The sequence below is a fragment of the Pontibacter populi genome, from assembly GCF_040278685.1.
Lineage (GTDB): Bacteria > Bacteroidota > Bacteroidia > Cytophagales > Hymenobacteraceae > Pontibacter > Pontibacter populi.
The window spans coordinates 152,687-169,831 of the sequence record NZ_JBEOKT010000004.1; the positions used below are offsets into that span (position 1 = coordinate 152,687).

Genomic DNA, 17,145 nt, shown 5'->3' on the forward strand with positions numbered 1-17,145 from the left:
AGGAGTAAGTGAAATTAGAAACTATAAATTAGAGATTGTCTGCTTTTTTACTCCCCAGGAGCTGTTAAGTTGTTCGTATTCAGGTTGCAGCAGTGATAGCAGCAGTGAGTCCTCGTTTACGCCATCTACCACATAATGCCCGCGCGCATTGCCTTCTACGGTAAAGCCGTATCGTTTCAGGAGCTTAGCAGATGGGGTGTTATACTCGGCGATATAAGCCTCTATACGGTGTAGGTTTAGTTGCTCAAAGCCATAAGTCAGCACGGCTGCTAAAGCTTCTGTCATGTAGCCTTTACCCTTGTCCTGGTCAGCGTATAATTCATAGCCAATTTCAGCCCGGCGATGCGTAGGTGCCCAGGTATGATACCCGCATTTACCTATTACTCTGCCACTTTGCTTATCCAGTAAATGGAAACTGAGGAACGTGGAAAAATAGGTGACCATGCCCTGATTATACTTTTCGCGTTCCGTCTCAACTTCTTTGCTGGTGTTCAGCCCCAGATACTCAGCAATTTTAGAGCTATTGCATTCTGTGAAAAGGTATTTGTAAACCTCCGGACTCAGCTCGCGCAGGTAAAGCCGTTCTGTTTCAAGAAATGTTTGGGCTGGGATAACTGGTCTTTTCATAGTTGGCTGTTGTTGTGTGGCAGGTAAGCAAAGATACGATTATTAATAGCAACTATGGTGTGGTTTGTTTTTGGGGTAGGGTTTTAGAGTATAGGGAATACAAATGGTATCGTTTTACAGTTGGAGTTTTACCCTTACCAACCTTCCCCTAAAAACAGGGGAAGGAGTTTATCTGCTATTGCTCTTTATTTTGTCATCTGGAACAGCGTGAGAGATCTGGTACGTTTTAACCCACCCCTACCCCTCCCGAGAGGGGACTTTCTGCCTTTGCTATAGTTACCCTTTAAGTTCTATAGTTACAGCCTGTCGAGCGGACAGGTCGCGGCCTGTCCCTACGGAACTATGACCACGATAAATATCGAAGCTTATCAGTTCAAACTATAGACAAACTATAACTATGAGAAATATCACAGTCTTTGGGTTGAGCGCCTTGTGAATATCTGGTGCCGTAAGGCATTGCGAGTAAGCGAGCAAAAGAGATTCGCACAGCGCGATGCCCGAAGACGGGGCCTCCCGGCCGTGAGGGTACCAAAGCCAACTATAAAACGATAGGCAAGTAAAGCTCCCAGGATTGGAGTTGGTTTGAAAGGATAGCTTGATTAAAGTCGGAAGATAGTCAAACTATAGGACACATAAGATCCCTCGACTAATGCTTGGGATGGCAAAATACAGAGCAAGTAAAACAAAACAGGACTGCCATTACGGGCAGTCCTGTTCTTACAGTTTATCTGGAAACGCCGAGCGTTTCTAATCTTCTCGATTCTCCTTCCCGCATATTGCGGAGCCTTGTATTCTTGAGCAACTCGTTTGTTGAACTTGATTTCTGTTCGCATAAATTACCAGGTGCGCGGCTTTCGCATTCACATCCTGTTATCTGGCTACCCGAAAAAGTGAAGTAGCAGAAACTGCAGCCTGCCGTGGCACCACAAATAAATTTATCACTCTGAGAACTCAGGTACAAACTGTTGTCCGAAGCTACATCCAGTTTCAGGGCCATGGCGCGGTAAGATCCGTTCCGTATGCCCATGCCCACAAGGTAATAGCCCGCTTTGTCCTGCTTTGTTTCCTGCACCTTGCGTATCATCACTTTGTCTACCACAGTACCGTCGCCAAACTCCTTAATAAAGGGTTGCAGCAGGTCCTGGGTTGGTACAATGTAATCGATACTGTCAAACACCACTTGCGCCAGCAGTTGCCCGTCATAAGATGCCGAATCACTTTCTAAACCCTCTGCCATCTCTGAGGGTTCATCACTTTCCTCCGGGAAAGCTTCGCGGCGGGTACAGGCTCCGGCCATCAGGAGAACGATCGTGAATACAGCGATCATGCGGGCGCTAAAAGGCAAAGTATGCCAATGGCGCATAAGGGTGTTTTTCGACATAAGGGTTAGGTACGTTTAAAGGCTTCTATTTCCGATAATATTTTTTTGCCTCAGGTATAAATTTCTGCAGGTTGCTTAAACGTGTTCCGGCGCTCGGGTGAGTCGATAAAAACTCTGGCGGTGCCTGACCACCTGATTTTGCTTCCATACGCTCCCAGAACGGAATAGCTTGAGCCGGGTCATAACCCGCCATCGCCATAAAGATCAAACCTAAACGGTCGGCTTCAGTTTCCTGGGTACGGCCATACTTTAACAAGCCAAGTGTTGAACCAGCACCATAAACCGTCATGATCAGGTTTTGCGCTGTACCTGGCTGCGTTCCTGCCAGTGCCTGCAGTGTTACACCACCAAACTGTTGCGCCAACTGCTGGCTCATACGCTCGTTACCGTGTTTTGCAATAGCGTGAGCAATCTCATGCCCCATTACGACAGCAAGGCCGGTTTCGTTTTGTGCAACTGGTAAAATTCCGGTATAAACTACGGTTTTTCCGCCAGCCATGGCCCAGGCGTTCACCTGTTTGTCTTCTATCAGGTTAAATTCCCATTGAAAACCTTCAAGTTCGGCTGATAAACCATTTTGAGACATATACTGCTCCACGGCTCGCTGAATACGCTGGCCGGCACGTTTTACCATGGCCGTAGCCTGGGCATCTCTGGATAGTTTGTTCTCTTTTAAGAACTGATCGTAGGCATCGTAACTAAGCGACTGCATTTGCGCATCCGATACCAGGTTCAGCTGTCGGCGGCCGGTAATAGGTACCGTGGTACAGGCTACCATCATCACCACAGCTGCTGTAAAGGCAATTATTTTCTTATACATACTCTTAAAATTTTAGTGGCTATTAAACTGAAGTTCAAATTTTGAACCAAAAATAGAAATAGCCTGTGTAACCAACGTTATAAAAATAAGGAATTTGCTATATAGTACGGTAATACCTGTTACTTGTTCAGCATCAGGTACTCCTGTCAAAAGACAATTACCTGCCCATTTATACGTTCCGAGTACAGGCTATAGTTGTGCTATACTCTAGGGTGCATCTTGTGCCTGTTTTAAGCTTTACGGCTATAGTTTAGAAGTTTAAGATGAAACTGCTTTGCCGTTCACAATAAATTCATTACTTTTTTCTGTGCAATTCGTTAGAAACGTTATTTTTGGAATACAGAACCCTTTACATCAATTCCGCACTCCATGAAAATTTTAGCCATAGGGCGTAATTACGCCGACCACATTGCCGAACTAAAGAACGAAGTACCCGACGAACCTGTCATTTTTTTTAAGCCTGATACGGCCATACTTCGCAATAACGAACCATTTTATTACCCGGAGTACAGCAACGACATCCACCACGAAGCGGAACTGATCCTGCGCATCAGCCGGGAGGGTAAGAACATAGAGAAAAAGTTTGCCCACAAATACTATGATGCGATTGGCCTGGGTATAGACTTTACGGCCCGCGACCTGCAAAGCAAAGCCAAAGCAAAAGGACTGCCCTGGACGCTGGCCAAAGGCTTTAACGGCTCGGCCCCGGTTTCAGAGTTTATAACTTTAGACCAGTTTCCGGACCTGAAGAACATCAGCTTTAAGCTGGACGTGAACGGCGAGACAAAACAAAAAGGCAATTCCGCAATGATGATGAATGACTTTGATGACATCATTACTTATATCTCAAGGTTCATCACACTAAAAAAAGGCGACATTATATTTACAGGTACACCCGAAGGCATTGGCCCGGTTAAAATAGGCGACAGATTAGAAGGCTATGTTGAAGACAGAAAACTGCTTGATTTTGAAATTAAATAAGATATTACCGCTTTTTATAGTTGCCGTACTTTCCACCCTTAACCTGGCAGCTCAGTATAATCCGACGTACACGCCAACACCCGGCTATTTCCTGTTCCCGATTAAGCCTGGCGAACGTAATTACCTGTCGGGTAGCATGGGCGAGATACGCTCTAACCACTTCCATGGCGGCCTTGATATTAAGACCGACCAGCGCGAAGGCCTGAATGTGTATGCTGCTGCCGATGGCTATATTTCGAGAGTTAAGCAGTCTACGTATGGATATGGCAACATTATTTACATAACCCACCCAAACGGGCTGACCACTACCTATGCACACCTGCTGACTTTCGGCGACCCGCTGGGTAGCCATATCCTGAAAAAGCAGTACGAGAAGCAAACCTTTGAACTGGAGTTGTTCTTCGAGAAGGACGAGTTTCCGGTGAAGAAGGGTGATGTGATTGGTTTGTCAGGTAATACGGGTGGCTCAGGTGGTCCGCATCTGCATTTCGAGATCCGTGACGCACAGGACAGGCTGTACAACCCGCTTAAGTACCAGTTTAAAGAGATCATTGACACAACGCCTCCGGATATCTATAGTCTGGCAGTGCTGCCGCTTAACATCCATTCGCGTGTAAAAAATGAGTTTAATCGCGCCGAGTACGGACCTAAAAAAATAGGCACCAACTATAGTTTAAACGATACGGTTTTCGCCCACGGCCTGATAGGACTGGAACTACAGACCAACGACCGCCTGGACGGAGCTACCAACAAGAACGGTACGCAGGATGTAACGCTGTTCATTAACGGCAAGCAGATCTATAACCACCACATCGAACAGGTGCCTTTCGAGATCTCACGCCAGGTATCGCAGCATATTAACTATTACATGTACAAACGCCACGGCCGCACGTTCCAGAAAGCTTATGTAGACCACGGCAACGACCTGCCGCTTTATAATGCCAATGGCAGACAAGGCCGCTTTACAGTGCACCCAGACTCTACATACCAGGTAAAACTGGTGACCAAAGACTCTTATAATAACGCATCAACACTCAGTTTTATAGTAAAAGGGCAGAAGCCGACCTTTACCCAAACTATAGCAAAGTCTGTTAAAAAGCCGGTGATGGATTATGAGATAATTGGGAATGTGCTGAAAGTGAGCGCTACGGACACGAGCACGACCCCGCGCAACGTAGAGCTTTTTGTGAAAGGTAAGCGCTTCGACCTGGTGCCGAGCTATATGGATAATTCTGCTTCGGTGGCCTTGTACGACCTGCGTGCCGGCATCCCGGATTCTATTGGCTTCTGTGATGTGGGCAAGAACTTTGGTTACCAGAAAATGATACCGCCTGCCCAGGAAATAAACTATAAGACCAACTACCTGAACATCGACTTTGGCAAAGAATCGCTTTACGACACACTTTATCTGAATACAGCTAGAGATGGTGATGTGTACACGATAGGTGATTACTTTACACCGCTACACAAAGCCATAAAAGTAACGATGACGGTTGACACCACGGGCATAGATAAGAGCAAAGCGGCTGTTTACTTTTTAGGCTTAGGTCGCGGACGCGGTTACACAGGAGGTAAATGGGACGGCAATACCATTACTTTCTACACCAAAAACATGGGCAAGTTTAAAGTGATGCAGGATACCAAAGCGCCAACTATAAAACTGCTCGGCAAAAGCCCTACCCAGATCCGCTTCAAGATCGGCGATGATCTGTCCGGGATTCAATCGTTTAACGCGTGGGTAGATGGCAAGTGGATCCTGATGAAATATGAGCACAAACAAGCGCTGATTTACTCTGAAAAACTCGATAAAAGTGTACCTTTGTCTGGTGAAGTGATGTTAAAGGTGAAGGACATCGCCGGCAACGAAACTACTTTTACGACGAAGATTTAGAACTAAGATTTTTAAGATTGAATGGATTTCAGGATTAGGCTGGAGTTGATTCATCTGAAATAAATAACAACATCGTCTTCTATTCCCCCTCCTGTTTTTAGGAGGGGGTTAGGGGCAGGTAAAACCAACAACTATGAATCTGAACATCGGCGATAAGGCTCCGGAGTTTGAAGGCAAAGACCAGAACGGAAACACAGTAAAGCTGAGCGACTTCCGCGGTAAAAAAGTGATCCTGTACTTTTACCCGAAAGACGACACCAGCGGTTGTACTGCCCAGGCCTGCAACCTCCGCGACAACTATAGCGACCTGAAAAAAGATGGCTACGAAGTAATTGGCGTGAGCATCGACAGCGAGAAATCGCACCAGAAGTTTATAGGCAAGTACGAACTGCCCTTTACCCTGATAGCCGACACCGAAAAACAGATAGTAGAGCAATACGGCGTGTGGCAGGAGAAATCGATGTATGGCCGGAAGTATATGGGCACGATGCGCTATACATTCATCATCGACGAGAACGGGGTGATACAGGATATCATCACGAAAGTAAAGACCGCCGATCATACGGCTCAGATACTGAAATAAACATAACGGGCGCAGCTACTCTAAAAGTGGCTGCGCTTTTTGTATCTTTGACACTATAACCCGGCATCAAACTATAGTTTATAGTTTAACCGGAGATCAACAATAAATCAATTTAACAATCAACCATTAATACTGTGAATCCACACAACAAGAGCATTGAAGAGCTGAAAGACATTGCATCGCAGGTACGTCGCGACATCGTGCGTATGGTGCATGCGGTAAACTCGGGCCACCCGGGCGGTTCGCTTGGCTGTACTGACTATTTCGTATCGCTGTACTTCAAGATCATGAACTATAGCACCGACTTTAAAATGAACGGCGAAGGCGAAGACCTTTTCTTTTTGTCTAACGGTCACATTTCGCCGGTTTGGTATAGTACGCTTGCCCGCGCAGGTTTCTTTGATATAAAAGAGCTGGCAACTTTCCGTAAGCTTAACTCAAGATTACAGGGCCACCCAGCCACTGAAGAAGGTCTGGAAGGTATCCGTATTGCTTCAGGCTCGCTGGGCCAGGGCTTATCGGTAGCGGTTGGTGCTGCGCAGGTTAAAAAGCTGAACAAGGATAACAACCTGGTGTATGTGCTGATGGGTGACGGCGAGGTGGAAGAAGGCCAGGTATGGGAAGCTGCTATGTATGCCGCTCACCACAAGGTAGATAACATCATCGCAACTATAGATTTGAACGGCCAGCAAATTGATGGCTCTACAGAAGAAGTAATGGACCTGGGCGACCTGCGCAAAAAGTTCGAAGCCTTCGGATGGACAGTGCTGGAAACAAGCGGTAACAACTTCGAGACCCTGATTCCAGGACTGGAGCAGGCCAAAGCGGAGACTGGCAAAGGCAAACCAGTAATGCTGTTGATGCACACCGAAATGGGCTATGGTGTAGACTTTATGATGGGGTCGCACAAATGGCACGGCGTTGCACCTAACGATGAGCAGCTGGAGATTGCACTACAGCAGCTGATGGTAAAACACGCTTCGGATTACTAAACTATAGTTTCCTATGGCTTCAGGTAAAAGGGTATAGTTCGGGCATGGCAGCTTGGGTAAAAAAGGCCGCTATTGTTTTGTTGTTGCTGATTCTGGCAATGGCTGGCACTGCTATGGCCCAGGATAAAAAGCCGCAGCCCAAAACGCGAATCCTGTTTCTGCTGGATGCTTCGGGTAGTATGATGGCCAAATGGGAAAAAAGCGACCGCATGAATGTCGCCAAAGACCTGCTGGCCCACCTGGTAGATTCGCTGGAGCGGTTCGATAACGTGGAAGTAGCGCTTAGAGCTTACGGACACCAGCACGGCCGCGAACGCAACGACTGCAAGGATACCAAACTGGAAGTACCTTTTGGTGCTAAAAATGCGGCCAATGTCAAGAAAAAGCTCGGTGAGATCGTACCGCGCGGCAATACACCGATTACTTACTCCTTGGAGCAAACGGCAAAGGATTTTCCGGATGACCCGCGTGCCCGAAACGTTATCATCCTGATAACCGACGGTATTGAGTCGTGTAACGGAGACCCGTGTGCTGTGTCGCTGGCGTTGCAGAAGAAGCGTATCTTTTTGCGCCCTTTTGTGATCGGGATCGGGATAGATGCCGAGTACGAGAAACAGCTCAACTGTATTGGCCAGTATTTTAACGCTGCCGATGTACAGACCTTTGAGAATGTACTTACTGAGATCGTGACCCAGACTTTGAGCCAGACAACCGTAAGCGTGGAGCTGCTTGATGATCAGAACCGCCCGGTGGAAACAAACGTGAACATGACGTTTGTAAACGCGCTGACAGGTTCGCCGGAATATAACTTTGTGCATTACCTGAACGCCCAGGGCAAAACCGATATGCTGGATATTGATGCGCTGATGCCTTACAACCTGGTAATTAACACAACGCCGGCTGTTGTAGAGCGAAACGTAACTATAAAACCAGGCAGGCACAATGTCATCAAAGTTAAAGCGCCTCAGGGCATTTTAAACCTTCGCCAGGACGGGCCGTCGCCTTACGGGCAGCTACAAACTATAGTTAGGTTAAACAACGACCCGCGTACCCTGAATGTGCAGCCTTTTGGTAACAGCCACAAATACCTGGCCGGCACCTACGATCTGGAAGTGATGACCATGCCGCGCATTTACCTGAAAGATATAGAAGTAAAACAGGGCCAGACAAAAACGATAACTATACCAACGCCGGGGCAGCTTTCCATCTCGTCGCAGATGCAGGGTTACGGCAGTATTTATAGTACAGATGAAAACGGTTTGCAGCGCTGGCTCTATAACATACCTGAGAATAATAGTAAAGTGACGGTGCCATTGCAGCCCGGCAACTATAAACTGGTGTACCGCATGAAGACCGCTCAGTCAAGTAAGTTTACCGATGTGCAGGATTTTGAGATTCGGTCCGGGGCAACTACCACTGTCAGAATTTTTAACAGATAAAAAAAACCGGCAGACTATAGTTTGCCAACTATAAAAGATTTTTAAGAAAGAACCATACCATGAAAGACTTTCCGTTTACAGAGAAAAAAGATACCCGTTCCGGTTTTGGAGCCGGCCTGCTGGAACTTGGCCGCACCAACCCAAATGTAGTAGGCCTTTGTGCCGACCTTACCGGCTCGCTTAAAATGGACGCCTTCCAGAAAGAGTTTCCGGAGCGTTTCTTCCAGGTAGGTATTGCTGAAGCCAACATGATGGGCCTTGCCGCTGGTATGACCATTGGCGGTAAAATTCCATTTACAGGTACCTTTGCAAACTTCTCTACGGGCCGCGTGTACGACCAGATCCGTCAGTCTATTGCTTACTCTGGTAAAAACGTGAAAATATGCGCTTCGCACGCCGGCCTTACGCTGGGCGAAGACGGTGCCACGCACCAGATCCTGGAAGACCTTGGTATGATGCGCATGCTCCCACACATGACCGTTATCAACCCATGCGACTACAACCAGACCAAAGCGGCAACTATAGCTATAGCAGATCATGAAGGCCCGGTTTACCTGCGTTTTGGTCGCCCGGTAATTCCTAACTTCACACCAGCCGATCAGAAATTTGAGATTGGCAAAGCTTTGATACTGAACGAAGGTACAGATGTAAGTATTTTCGCGACAGGTCACCTGGTTTGGAAAGCTATCCTTGCCGGCCACATCCTGGCAGAAAAAGGAATCAACGCTGAGATCATTAACATCCACACTATAAAGCCACTTGATGCAGAAGCAATTCTGAAATCAGTAGCTAAAACAGGTTGCGCCGTTACTGCTGAAGAGCATAACCGTTTCGGTGGCTTGGGTGATGCCGTAGCGCAGGTATTGATTTCTAACACGCCAGTTCCGCAGGAGTACGTAGCTGTAAATGACACCTTCGGTGAGTCGGGTACGCCAGACCAGTTAATGGAAAAGTACGGCCTTACTGAGAACGATATTGTAGCCGCAGTAGAACGCGCCATCAGCAGAAAAAAATAAGTAGATTATACTTAATTGACTATATTTAACAGGCTGTACTATAAAGTGCAGCCTGTTTTGTTTTTTGTTTTTAAACCCCGTTGCTTTGACGCCATAGAAATGAAACAGTTATACTTTCTCATTTTAATAATAACTATAGTTGCTTGTGGCGGACAGCAGTCAGAACCTATCACAGATAAAACTCAGACTATCCAACCGAGTAGCCGTTCTTCATATTTCGTAGAGCAGATAAAATCAAACTCTATTAAAAGGCAGACACATTATAATATCGATTCTTTAGATGTTGAAAAGCTAAAGCCATTAGACTCAATTTTTTTCAAGACATATTTTGATGGTTTGGCCATTGATAATATAAAGGATGAGAAAGTTATTTTCGACAAATGGTCAAGGTATTACTTCTTCGATTACACTGAAGTGAATAACCTGTTGTTCTTCTCATTTATACATGATGATGAAGTTGGTTATGATAATGTCTACCATGTTACATTTGATATTAATTCTAATAAGATACTATCCACTGATCTTATAGCAGCAACTGGTGGGGATGGTGGACATGGCAACATCGATATTTTCAACTATAATATTAAAGGCGATTCTTTACTTCACAGAAGCCTATCTACTTTTGATACAGATATAGAAGAAGGTTATACCAGAGAATATGAAACAGTAGAATCCAAACATATTTTCGGTAATTTCAAATCAAAGTATATTGTAATAAACTCTGTAACAGGAGTTGACACTATATTTGCAAGTAATTAAAAACCGTAGCAAAACCTACACCCAATTACCGCCACACCGCACACGTGGAAGACAAAGAGATATTAGAGAAGTTCGCTAACCCTGACAGCCGAAACCTGGCTTTTAACCAGCTTGTAAGGAAGTACCAGCAGAAAATATACTGGCACATCCGCAAGATGGTGATCGACCATGAGGATTCAGATGACCTTACCCAGGAAGTATTCCTGAAGGTGTGGAAGAACCTGGAGAATTTCAGGCAGGATGCGCAGCTTTATACCTGGCTCTACCGTATTGCCACCAACGAGTGCCTTACTTTCCTGTCGAGCAAAAAGCGGAAGTTCTTTTTACCTATAAATGATGTGGCTGCTGAGCTGGCCGAGAAGATAGATTCATCAGTTAACATTTCGGGCGACGAGATACAGTTGAAACTACAGAAAGCCTTACTGAAACTACCCGACAAACAGCGCCTTGTATTTAACATGAAATACTACGATGAGCTGAAATACGAAGAGATATCGGAGATATTGGGAACGTCGGTGGGCGCTTTAAAGGCATCATATCACCTGGCCGTAAAAAAAATTGAAGAATTTCTGAAGCAGGATTAAACTATTGAAAGCAAACGCTATCTAACCCTTAGAAATGAACAACAAGCCTAAAAATATTACCCTTAGCGAGCTGCCAAAGCACAACGTATACCAGGTGCCAGAAGACTATTTCGATCGCCTTCCGACACGTATTATGGAGCGAACTGCCGCATCTCCAAAGCAAGACTGGTTACCAGCACAACTATGGCAAAACCTGCGTGTGGCCATGGCTCCGATAATACTACTGGCAATGTTTGTAGGAGTATTTTACTTTACATTAAATTCGCAACCAGATAAGCAAGCCATGAACATGGCAGTTGTTACGGATACTGAAATTGTTGATTACCTGACAGCCAACGCTACTCTGGAAAGTGCTGATTTTGCAGACCTTAACACCATACAACACCAGGAACTAACAGCTGATGTTTTGAACGTAAGTTCTTTAGCTGCGGAAGAAGAACTTGAATATTACCACTTAAGAGATACAGATTACTAATTCACCCCAAAGCATGAAGCGCATTATTTTGTTACTGTTTTTCTGTGCAACTACGCTTGCTACAACAGCAGCTTTTGCCCAGGACAGATCATCATCTTCTAATGAGCGACGCGAGCGCGTAGAAGCTGCTAAAATTGCTTTCCTGACTGACAAGATGGAGTTGACCTCTGAGCAGGCGCAAAAGTTCTGGCCCCTTTACAACGAATACGAGACCAAGCGCCGTGAGCTTTTAAAAGCTTACCGCAGCGGTTACCGCCAAGATGTGGAAGAGCTAACGGAGCAGGAAGCAAAGGCTCGTATAGATGGCATGTTTACCACCCGCGAAAAAGAGCTGGCTCTGGAGCAGGAATATGCAGCCCGATACATCCGCGTCATTTCTTACAAACAGCTTATAAAACTATACCGCGGCGAACGCGATTTCACAAAACTGTTACTAAAGCGCCTGGACGATAACCGCGCATCGAAATAAAGATTTTTGGCAAAGTTGAATGGCATTGGGCGTCGCTGTAATAGCGATGCCTTTTGTTTTTATAGAATCTCTTTTATCATTTTGAACAGGTAGTAAATCTGAATTCTATAATTAAGTTTAGAGTAATCCGAACCAAGCTATACTTCCATCGCTACCAGTTATCCTGGGAGCTTTACTCACCTATCGTTTTATAGTTTGCTTTGGTGCCCTCGTGGCCGGGAGGCCCCGTCTTCGGGCATCGCGCTGTGCGAATCTCTTTTGCTCCTTCGTCGTAATGCCCTACAGGCACCAGATATTCACAAGGCGCTCAACCCGAAGACTGATATGTTTCTCATATCAACCGCCTAACTATAGTTTGAACCGGTAAGCTTCGAGATTTATCGTGACCCAGTTCCGTAGGGACAGGTCGCGACCCGTCCTAATCTTGGACTGTAACTATAGAACTATAGTTTGAAAATTGTCAAAGGACAGAAAGTCCCCCTTTGAAGGGGGAAGGGGATGACAAGCGGCAACTATAAAGCTATAAAGCCAACTATAGCCAAGGCAGAAATTCCCCTCTTGGGAGGGGTAGGGGTGGTTTAACTCCTGCCCCTATTATTAGGGAAAGGTTGGGAATGGATAAAACAAAAAAGCCCTCCCGCCAACTAAATGACAGGAGAGCTTCCCAGCAAATCTTATCAAACTATAAACTTACGAAACGCTGCTCTGCATGCTACGCAGCCTGATGCGGGTCAATATCTTTTTTGTGTAAAGCGGGAAATCACCTTTCATCATCCAGTCGTAGTAAGTCGGTTCTTTTTGCAGTACTTCTTCAACTATAGCATTCTTGTGTTTACCGAAGTTAAATACTTCCTGACCGGCATTGTTATACACAATACGCCCGGCCAGGTCGGCTGTTTTCTGGAACGTGAACTTGTGCAGTTGCGCCATATCGTTCTGTACCGGGAACTCTTCAATACCTTCTGCAATTTCGATTGGCGTGTTTTGGTAACGATCCAGCTGGGCCATTAAAATATGGTAGGTAGCTACGGTGTCGGCTTCGGCGCTGTGGGCGTTTTCCAGGGTTTTATCGCAGTAATATTTGTATGCGGCAGATAGGGTGCGCTGCTCCATCATATGGAAAATACGGCAGGCATCCACCACATTTCGGTTATCCAGGTCAAAGTCGATATTGGCACGCAAAAACTCTTCGGCTAACAACGGAATGTCGAACCTGATCAGGTTATAGCCACCCAGGTCACAGCCTTTCATGAACTCGTCAAGGTTCTTAGCCACCTGAGTAAATGTAGGGCAGTCCTTCACATCCTCATCGTAAATCTTGTGTATCAGACTCGACTCCAGCGGTATCGGAATGGTCGGGTTGATCTTACGGGTTTTCAGGATCTCTTCGCCGTCAGGCATTACTTTCAGAACGCTTATCTCTACAATGCGGTCTTTGCTGATGTCGGTGCCTGTGGTTTCAAGGTCGAAGAATACGATGGGGCGCTTCAGGTTCAGTTTCATATAGTTATGCTTTCAGAACCGCCTTTGTCAGCGCCTCCATGTTAATGTTGTTATAGTTGCCCGAGCTCATCAGCAGCAGGTTGGCATTCTGCCAGTTATAGTTCAGCAGGTGTTGTTGCAGCGCTTCAGAGTCAGTAAATACTTTCAGGTTAGGATTTTTGAAAGCCGCTTTCAGTTCATCTTCCGAAAGCATTTGCATACGCTTGTGCTCAATGGTTTTCGGGTTAAAGTAAACGATCGCTTCATCGGCTTTATCCAGCGCATGGGCATACTGCGGTATAAAATCCTTGTTCAGGCTACTGAAAGTGTGAAGCTCCAGGGCTGCTACCAGTTGCCGCTGCGGGTATTGTGCCTTAACGGCTTCGGTGGTAGCTTTTACTTTAGATGGGGCATGGGCAAAATCACGGAATATTACAGTCGTGTCTGTTTCACCCATTTTCTCCAGGCGCTTAGCTGCACCTTTAAAAGTTTTCAGAGCTTCGTAAAAATCATGCGCTTTCACACCTATCTTTTTACACACTTCCTTGGCTGCGTTAATGTTGCGCAGGTTGTGTTCCCCGAAAAGCTGTATCTCTATATCGCCGTCCTTTTTAGTGTGCAGTATCGTTTTGCCATTCTTAATAGTGTGGTCGTGCACGCCATACCCGATGTAGTTAATATCTGCCGGGTTGCGCGGTACGGCCACCAGTTGCACCTGCTCGTCATCTTTGGTGTAGATCAGGGTTCCGGCTTTTGGCGTCATCTCAGCAAAAATGCGGAACTGGTCGCGGTACATGTCCGGGTCCGGAAATACGTTGATATGATCCCAACTGATGCCGCTGATAACGGCGATGTGGTGATGGTATAAATGGAATTTTGGCACGCGTTTGATCGGGTCAGACAGGTATTCGTCGCCTTCTATAATGATGATCGGAGCGTCTTCAGTCAGTTTTACCATGCGGTTGAAACCTTCTATCTGTGCGCCAACGGCATAATCGAACTTGCGGCCCATAGTTTTGAGCACGTGCATGATGATAGAAGTGATGGACGTTTTGCCATGGCTGCCACCAATTACAATGCGCTGCTTGTCTTTGCTCTGCTCGTATATAAATTCCGGGAAAGAGTAGATCGGCAAACCCAGTTCCTGTGCTTTTAACAGTTCAGGGTTGTCAGGACGGGCATGCATTCCCAGAATAACAGCATCTATAGTTGCGTCCAGTTTGTCCGGAAACCAGCCTTCCTGAACAGGGAGTAAGCCAGCCGCAGCCAGCCTGCTTTTGGCAGGCTCAAATATTTCGTCATCTGATCCCGTGACGTTCAGGCCTTTATCGTGCAGCGCCAGCGCCAGGTTATGCATGATGCTTCCGCCGATCGCGATCAGGTGGATGCGTTGTAGTTCCTTCTTCTCCATTTCGAGCAAATAATGTTGCAATCAGACAAAGTTAGAAGACCTGAGCTAAATAAAAATAGCTATACTGTAATATGTTGATACTTTGTGGATATCTTGTGGATTATTAACAGGGTTATAAAGATTGCTTCTGCCTGTTAAATCTTAAATTTGTGGTTATGGAGGAAATGCAAATGAACACACGCCCGGCGGGTCAACGCAACGGATGGCAGAAGAAACCGACTGCCATTTCGGAGCTTGGCAAAAAACCACCGCAGGCGTTAGATCTGGAAGAGGCCGTGTTAGGCGCTCTGATGTTGGAAAAAGATGCCCTTACAACGGTAATTGATATTCTGCGCCCGCAGAGCTTTTACAAAGAGGCCCATCAACGCATATTTAAAGCAATACTAGCCCTTTTCGATAAGTCGGAGCCAATAGATATATTGACTGTTACGCATGAGCTGCGCGAGCTTGGCGAACTGGAACTGGCTGGAGGCGCGTATTATGTAACACAGCTTACCACCCGCGTAAACTCGGCGGCTAATATCGAGTACCACGCACGTATCATTACCGAAAACTCCATTAAGCGCGATCTGATCTCTATTTCTTCGGAAGTATTGTCATCAGCGTTTGAAGATACCACCGATGTTTTTGAGCTGCTGGATAAAACCGAAGCCAAACTATACGAAGTATCCGAATCAAACATCCGTAAGAACTTCGACGACATGCGCTCGTTGATGCACGCGGCTATTAAAGAACTCGAAGAAAAACGTAAGCAGGACGACGGCCTGACAGGTGTGCCAACCGGCTTAACTGCTTTGGACCGCGTAACATCTGGCTGGCAGAAATCTGACCTTATCATCCTGGCAGCTCGTCCGGCGATGGGTAAAACGGCATTCGTGCTTTCGTGTATGCGTAATGCGGCTGTTGATTTCAAAAAAGGAGTGGCCATTTTCTCACTCGAGATGTCGTCGCTGCAGCTGGTTAACCGTCTTATTTCTTCAGAGGCCGAACTTGATTCTGAAAAGATAAAGAAAGGTAGCCTGGAAGATTACGAGTGGGCACAGCTGAACCATAAAATTGCTAAACTAACTGAAGCACCGATCTTTATTGACGATACGCCGGGCCTTTCTATCCGTGAGCTACGTACCAAATGCCGTCGTCTGAAAGCCCAGTTCGATATCCAGATGATCATTATTGACTACCTGCAGCTGATGAGCGGAAATGCTGATGGCAAGGGTGGCGGTAACCGTGAACAGGAGATCGCGTCGATATCGAGAGCATTAAAGATGCTGGCCAAGGAACTTAACGTTCCGGTTATTGCGTTGTCGCAGCTCAGCCGTGCCGTAGAAACACGTGGTGGCGATAAGCGCCCGCAGCTATCCGACCTTCGTGAATCCGGGTCAATTGAGCAGGATGCCGACATGGTTTGCTTCCTGTACCGCCCGGAATATTACGGCATCACAGAGGACGAGATGGGTAACCCGACAGCCGGGGTGGGTGAGGTAATTATAGCCAAACATCGTAACGGTTCCCTGGAAAACGTGCAACTGAAGTTTATTGGTAAGTACACAAAGTTTACTAACTTAGATTCAGATTTTAGTGGCGATGGATTCAATACCTTTAATGCGTTACCAAACAGTACATTTGATGCAGAAACGCCAGGTTCTATCCGCTTAGGTAGCCGAATGAATGATGGAAGTAATGGTGGGGGAGGTTTCCCGGGTTCTAAGTTTGACGAAGAGCCGCCATTTTAAGTAAGACAATATACAACTGATGTTAGCGTTTAAGCTGCATTGGTTAAAGTATAAAAGTATAGCCAAAGGTAGATTAGCCGCTGTGCCAAAAGCCAGCGGCTTTTCGTTTTTATAGGTTTACCCTTTAATCATACTGAGCATTCTTGAGACGAGAGTCGAAGAGAGCCAGCGTAGCTGTGAAGGATCTTATATGTCCTGTAGTTACTCTTTTGTCATTTCGACGTCAGGAGAAATCTGAGTTCTATAGTTTGATTCTTTGCCTCTTAAACTTAGCTATCCTTTCAAATCACTTTCAATCCTGGGAGCTTTACTTACCCATCGTTTCAATCCAGCTTTGATGCCCTCACGGCCGGGAGGCCCCGTCTTTGCGCATCGCGCTGTGCGAATCTCTTTTGCTCGTTCCTCGCAATGCCTTACGGCACCAGATATTCACAAGGCGCTCAACCCAAAGACTGCGATCTTTCATATAGCACTGCCTATCCATAATTCGAACCGGTAAGCT

Annotated in this window: 16 protein-coding genes; 11 read left to right on the forward strand and 5 right to left on the reverse strand. The window is 46.2% G+C overall.

Annotation, left to right across the window (positions count from 1 at the left end):
• Positions 1 to 21: 21 nt before the first annotated feature.
• From ABS362_RS05670 to ABS362_RS05680, 3 genes are all read right to left on the reverse strand, one after another.
• Positions 22 to 627: a GNAT family N-acetyltransferase gene (locus ABS362_RS05670; protein WP_350411380.1), complete on the reverse strand. Its 606-nt coding sequence runs from the start codon at positions 625 to 627 to the stop codon at positions 22 to 24.
• 724 nt (positions 628 to 1,351) lie between these two features.
• A complete protein-coding gene (locus ABS362_RS05675; RefSeq protein WP_350411381.1) occupies positions 1,352 to 2,008 on the reverse strand; it encodes a hypothetical protein in 657 nt (218 codons plus the stop codon).
• Positions 2,009 to 2,033: 25 nt separating this feature from the next.
• A complete protein-coding gene (locus tag ABS362_RS05680; protein WP_350411382.1) occupies positions 2,034 to 2,828 on the reverse strand; it encodes a M48 family metallopeptidase in 795 nt (264 codons plus the stop codon).
• A 369-nt stretch (positions 2,829 to 3,197) separates the two neighbouring features.
• Between ABS362_RS05680 and ABS362_RS05685 the strand changes: the two genes are divergently transcribed.
• From ABS362_RS05685 to ABS362_RS05730, 10 genes are all read left to right on the forward strand, one after another.
• Positions 3,198 to 3,809 carry a fumarylacetoacetate hydrolase family protein gene (locus ABS362_RS05685; RefSeq protein ID WP_350411384.1) on the forward strand — a complete coding sequence of 204 codons (612 nt, stop codon included), beginning with the start codon at positions 3,198 to 3,200 and terminating at the stop codon, positions 3,807 to 3,809.
• Complete coding sequence (locus tag ABS362_RS05690) at positions 3,796 to 5,700, forward strand: M23 family metallopeptidase (RefSeq protein WP_350411385.1); 1,905 nt, start codon at positions 3,796 to 3,798, stop codon at positions 5,698 to 5,700. Before ABS362_RS05685 ends, ABS362_RS05690 begins: the two co-directional genes overlap by 14 nt.
• Before the next feature lie 133 nt (positions 5,701 to 5,833).
• Positions 5,834 to 6,283 (forward strand): thioredoxin-dependent thiol peroxidase, encoded by a 450-nt coding sequence (gene bcp / locus ABS362_RS05695; RefSeq protein WP_350411387.1) that lies wholly within the window; start codon positions 5,834 to 5,836, stop codon positions 6,281 to 6,283.
• A gap of 134 nt (positions 6,284 to 6,417) precedes the next feature.
• The gene (locus ABS362_RS05700; protein WP_350411388.1) at positions 6,418 to 7,275 is read left to right on the forward strand and encodes a transketolase; all 858 of its coding nucleotides are present in this window, start codon (positions 6,418 to 6,420) and stop codon (positions 7,273 to 7,275) included.
• Between the two features lie 44 nt (positions 7,276 to 7,319).
• Positions 7,320 to 8,714: a vWA domain-containing protein gene (locus ABS362_RS05705; RefSeq protein ID WP_350411389.1), complete on the forward strand. Its 1,395-nt coding sequence runs from the start codon at positions 7,320 to 7,322 to the stop codon at positions 8,712 to 8,714.
• 59 nt (positions 8,715 to 8,773) lie between these two features.
• Positions 8,774 to 9,730 (forward strand): transketolase family protein, encoded by a 957-nt coding sequence (locus ABS362_RS05710; RefSeq protein WP_350411391.1) that lies wholly within the window; start codon positions 8,774 to 8,776, stop codon positions 9,728 to 9,730.
• 99 nt (positions 9,731 to 9,829) lie between these two features.
• A complete protein-coding gene (locus tag ABS362_RS05715) occupies positions 9,830 to 10,489 on the forward strand; it encodes a hypothetical protein (protein WP_350411392.1) in 660 nt (219 codons plus the stop codon).
• Positions 10,490 to 10,533: 44 nt separating this feature from the next.
• On the forward strand, positions 10,534 to 11,073 hold the full coding sequence (locus tag ABS362_RS05720; protein ID WP_350411393.1) for an RNA polymerase sigma factor: 540 nt from the start codon (positions 10,534 to 10,536) through the stop codon (positions 11,071 to 11,073).
• 34 nt (positions 11,074 to 11,107) lie between these two features.
• Positions 11,108 to 11,548, forward strand: a complete 441-nt coding sequence (locus ABS362_RS05725) for a hypothetical protein (RefSeq protein ID WP_350411394.1) — start codon at positions 11,108 to 11,110, stop codon at positions 11,546 to 11,548.
• 13 nt (positions 11,549 to 11,561) lie between these two features.
• Positions 11,562 to 12,017 (forward strand): hypothetical protein, encoded by a 456-nt coding sequence (locus ABS362_RS05730; RefSeq protein WP_350411395.1) that lies wholly within the window; start codon positions 11,562 to 11,564, stop codon positions 12,015 to 12,017.
• A gap of 690 nt (positions 12,018 to 12,707) precedes the next feature.
• Here ABS362_RS05730 and ABS362_RS05735 read toward each other — a convergent pair.
• Complete coding sequence (locus ABS362_RS05735; RefSeq protein ID WP_350411396.1) at positions 12,708 to 13,520, reverse strand: exonuclease domain-containing protein; 813 nt, start codon at positions 13,518 to 13,520, stop codon at positions 12,708 to 12,710.
• A gap of 4 nt (positions 13,521 to 13,524) precedes the next feature.
• Entirely contained in the window at positions 13,525 to 14,910 is a 1,386-nt protein-coding gene (locus tag ABS362_RS05740) for a UDP-N-acetylmuramate--L-alanine ligase (RefSeq protein WP_350411397.1), read from the reverse strand.
• Between the two features lie 155 nt (positions 14,911 to 15,065).
• Here ABS362_RS05740 and dnaB point away from each other — a divergent pair, with 155 nt between their 5' ends.
• A complete protein-coding gene (gene dnaB, locus ABS362_RS05745) occupies positions 15,066 to 16,643 on the forward strand; it encodes a replicative DNA helicase (RefSeq protein ID WP_350411398.1) in 1,578 nt (525 codons plus the stop codon).
• Positions 16,644 to 17,145: the final 502 nt, after the last annotated feature.

Bases quoted from the DNA above. Each gene is read 5' to 3' on its own strand.
- dnaB (WP_350411398.1), top strand. From the start codon at position 15,066: ATGGAGGAAATGCAAATGAACACACGCCCGGCGGGTCAACGCAACGGA.
- ABS362_RS05670 (WP_350411380.1), bottom strand. From the start codon at position 627: ATGAAAAGACCAGTTATCCCAGCCCAAACATTTCTTGAAACAGAACGG.
- ABS362_RS05685 (WP_350411384.1), top strand. From the start codon at position 3,198: ATGAAAATTTTAGCCATAGGGCGTAATTACGCCGACCACATTGCCGAA.
- ABS362_RS05725 (WP_350411394.1), top strand. From the start codon at position 11,108: ATGAACAACAAGCCTAAAAATATTACCCTTAGCGAGCTGCCAAAGCAC.
- ABS362_RS05680 (WP_350411382.1), bottom strand. From the start codon at position 2,828: ATGTATAAGAAAATAATTGCCTTTACAGCAGCTGTGGTGATGATGGTA.
- ABS362_RS05705 (WP_350411389.1), top strand. From the start codon at position 7,320: ATGGCAGCTTGGGTAAAAAAGGCCGCTATTGTTTTGTTGTTGCTGATT.
- ABS362_RS05715 (WP_350411392.1), top strand. From the start codon at position 9,830: ATGAAACAGTTATACTTTCTCATTTTAATAATAACTATAGTTGCTTGT.
- ABS362_RS05735 (WP_350411396.1), bottom strand. From the start codon at position 13,520: ATGAAACTGAACCTGAAGCGCCCCATCGTATTCTTCGACCTTGAAACC.
- bcp (WP_350411387.1), top strand. From the start codon at position 5,834: ATGAATCTGAACATCGGCGATAAGGCTCCGGAGTTTGAAGGCAAAGAC.
- ABS362_RS05730 (WP_350411395.1), top strand. From the start codon at position 11,562: ATGAAGCGCATTATTTTGTTACTGTTTTTCTGTGCAACTACGCTTGCT.
- ABS362_RS05740 (WP_350411397.1), bottom strand. From the start codon at position 14,910: ATGGAGAAGAAGGAACTACAACGCATCCACCTGATCGCGATCGGCGGA.
- ABS362_RS05710 (WP_350411391.1), top strand. From the start codon at position 8,774: ATGAAAGACTTTCCGTTTACAGAGAAAAAAGATACCCGTTCCGGTTTT.
- ABS362_RS05675 (WP_350411381.1), bottom strand. From the start codon at position 2,008: ATGTCGAAAAACACCCTTATGCGCCATTGGCATACTTTGCCTTTTAGC.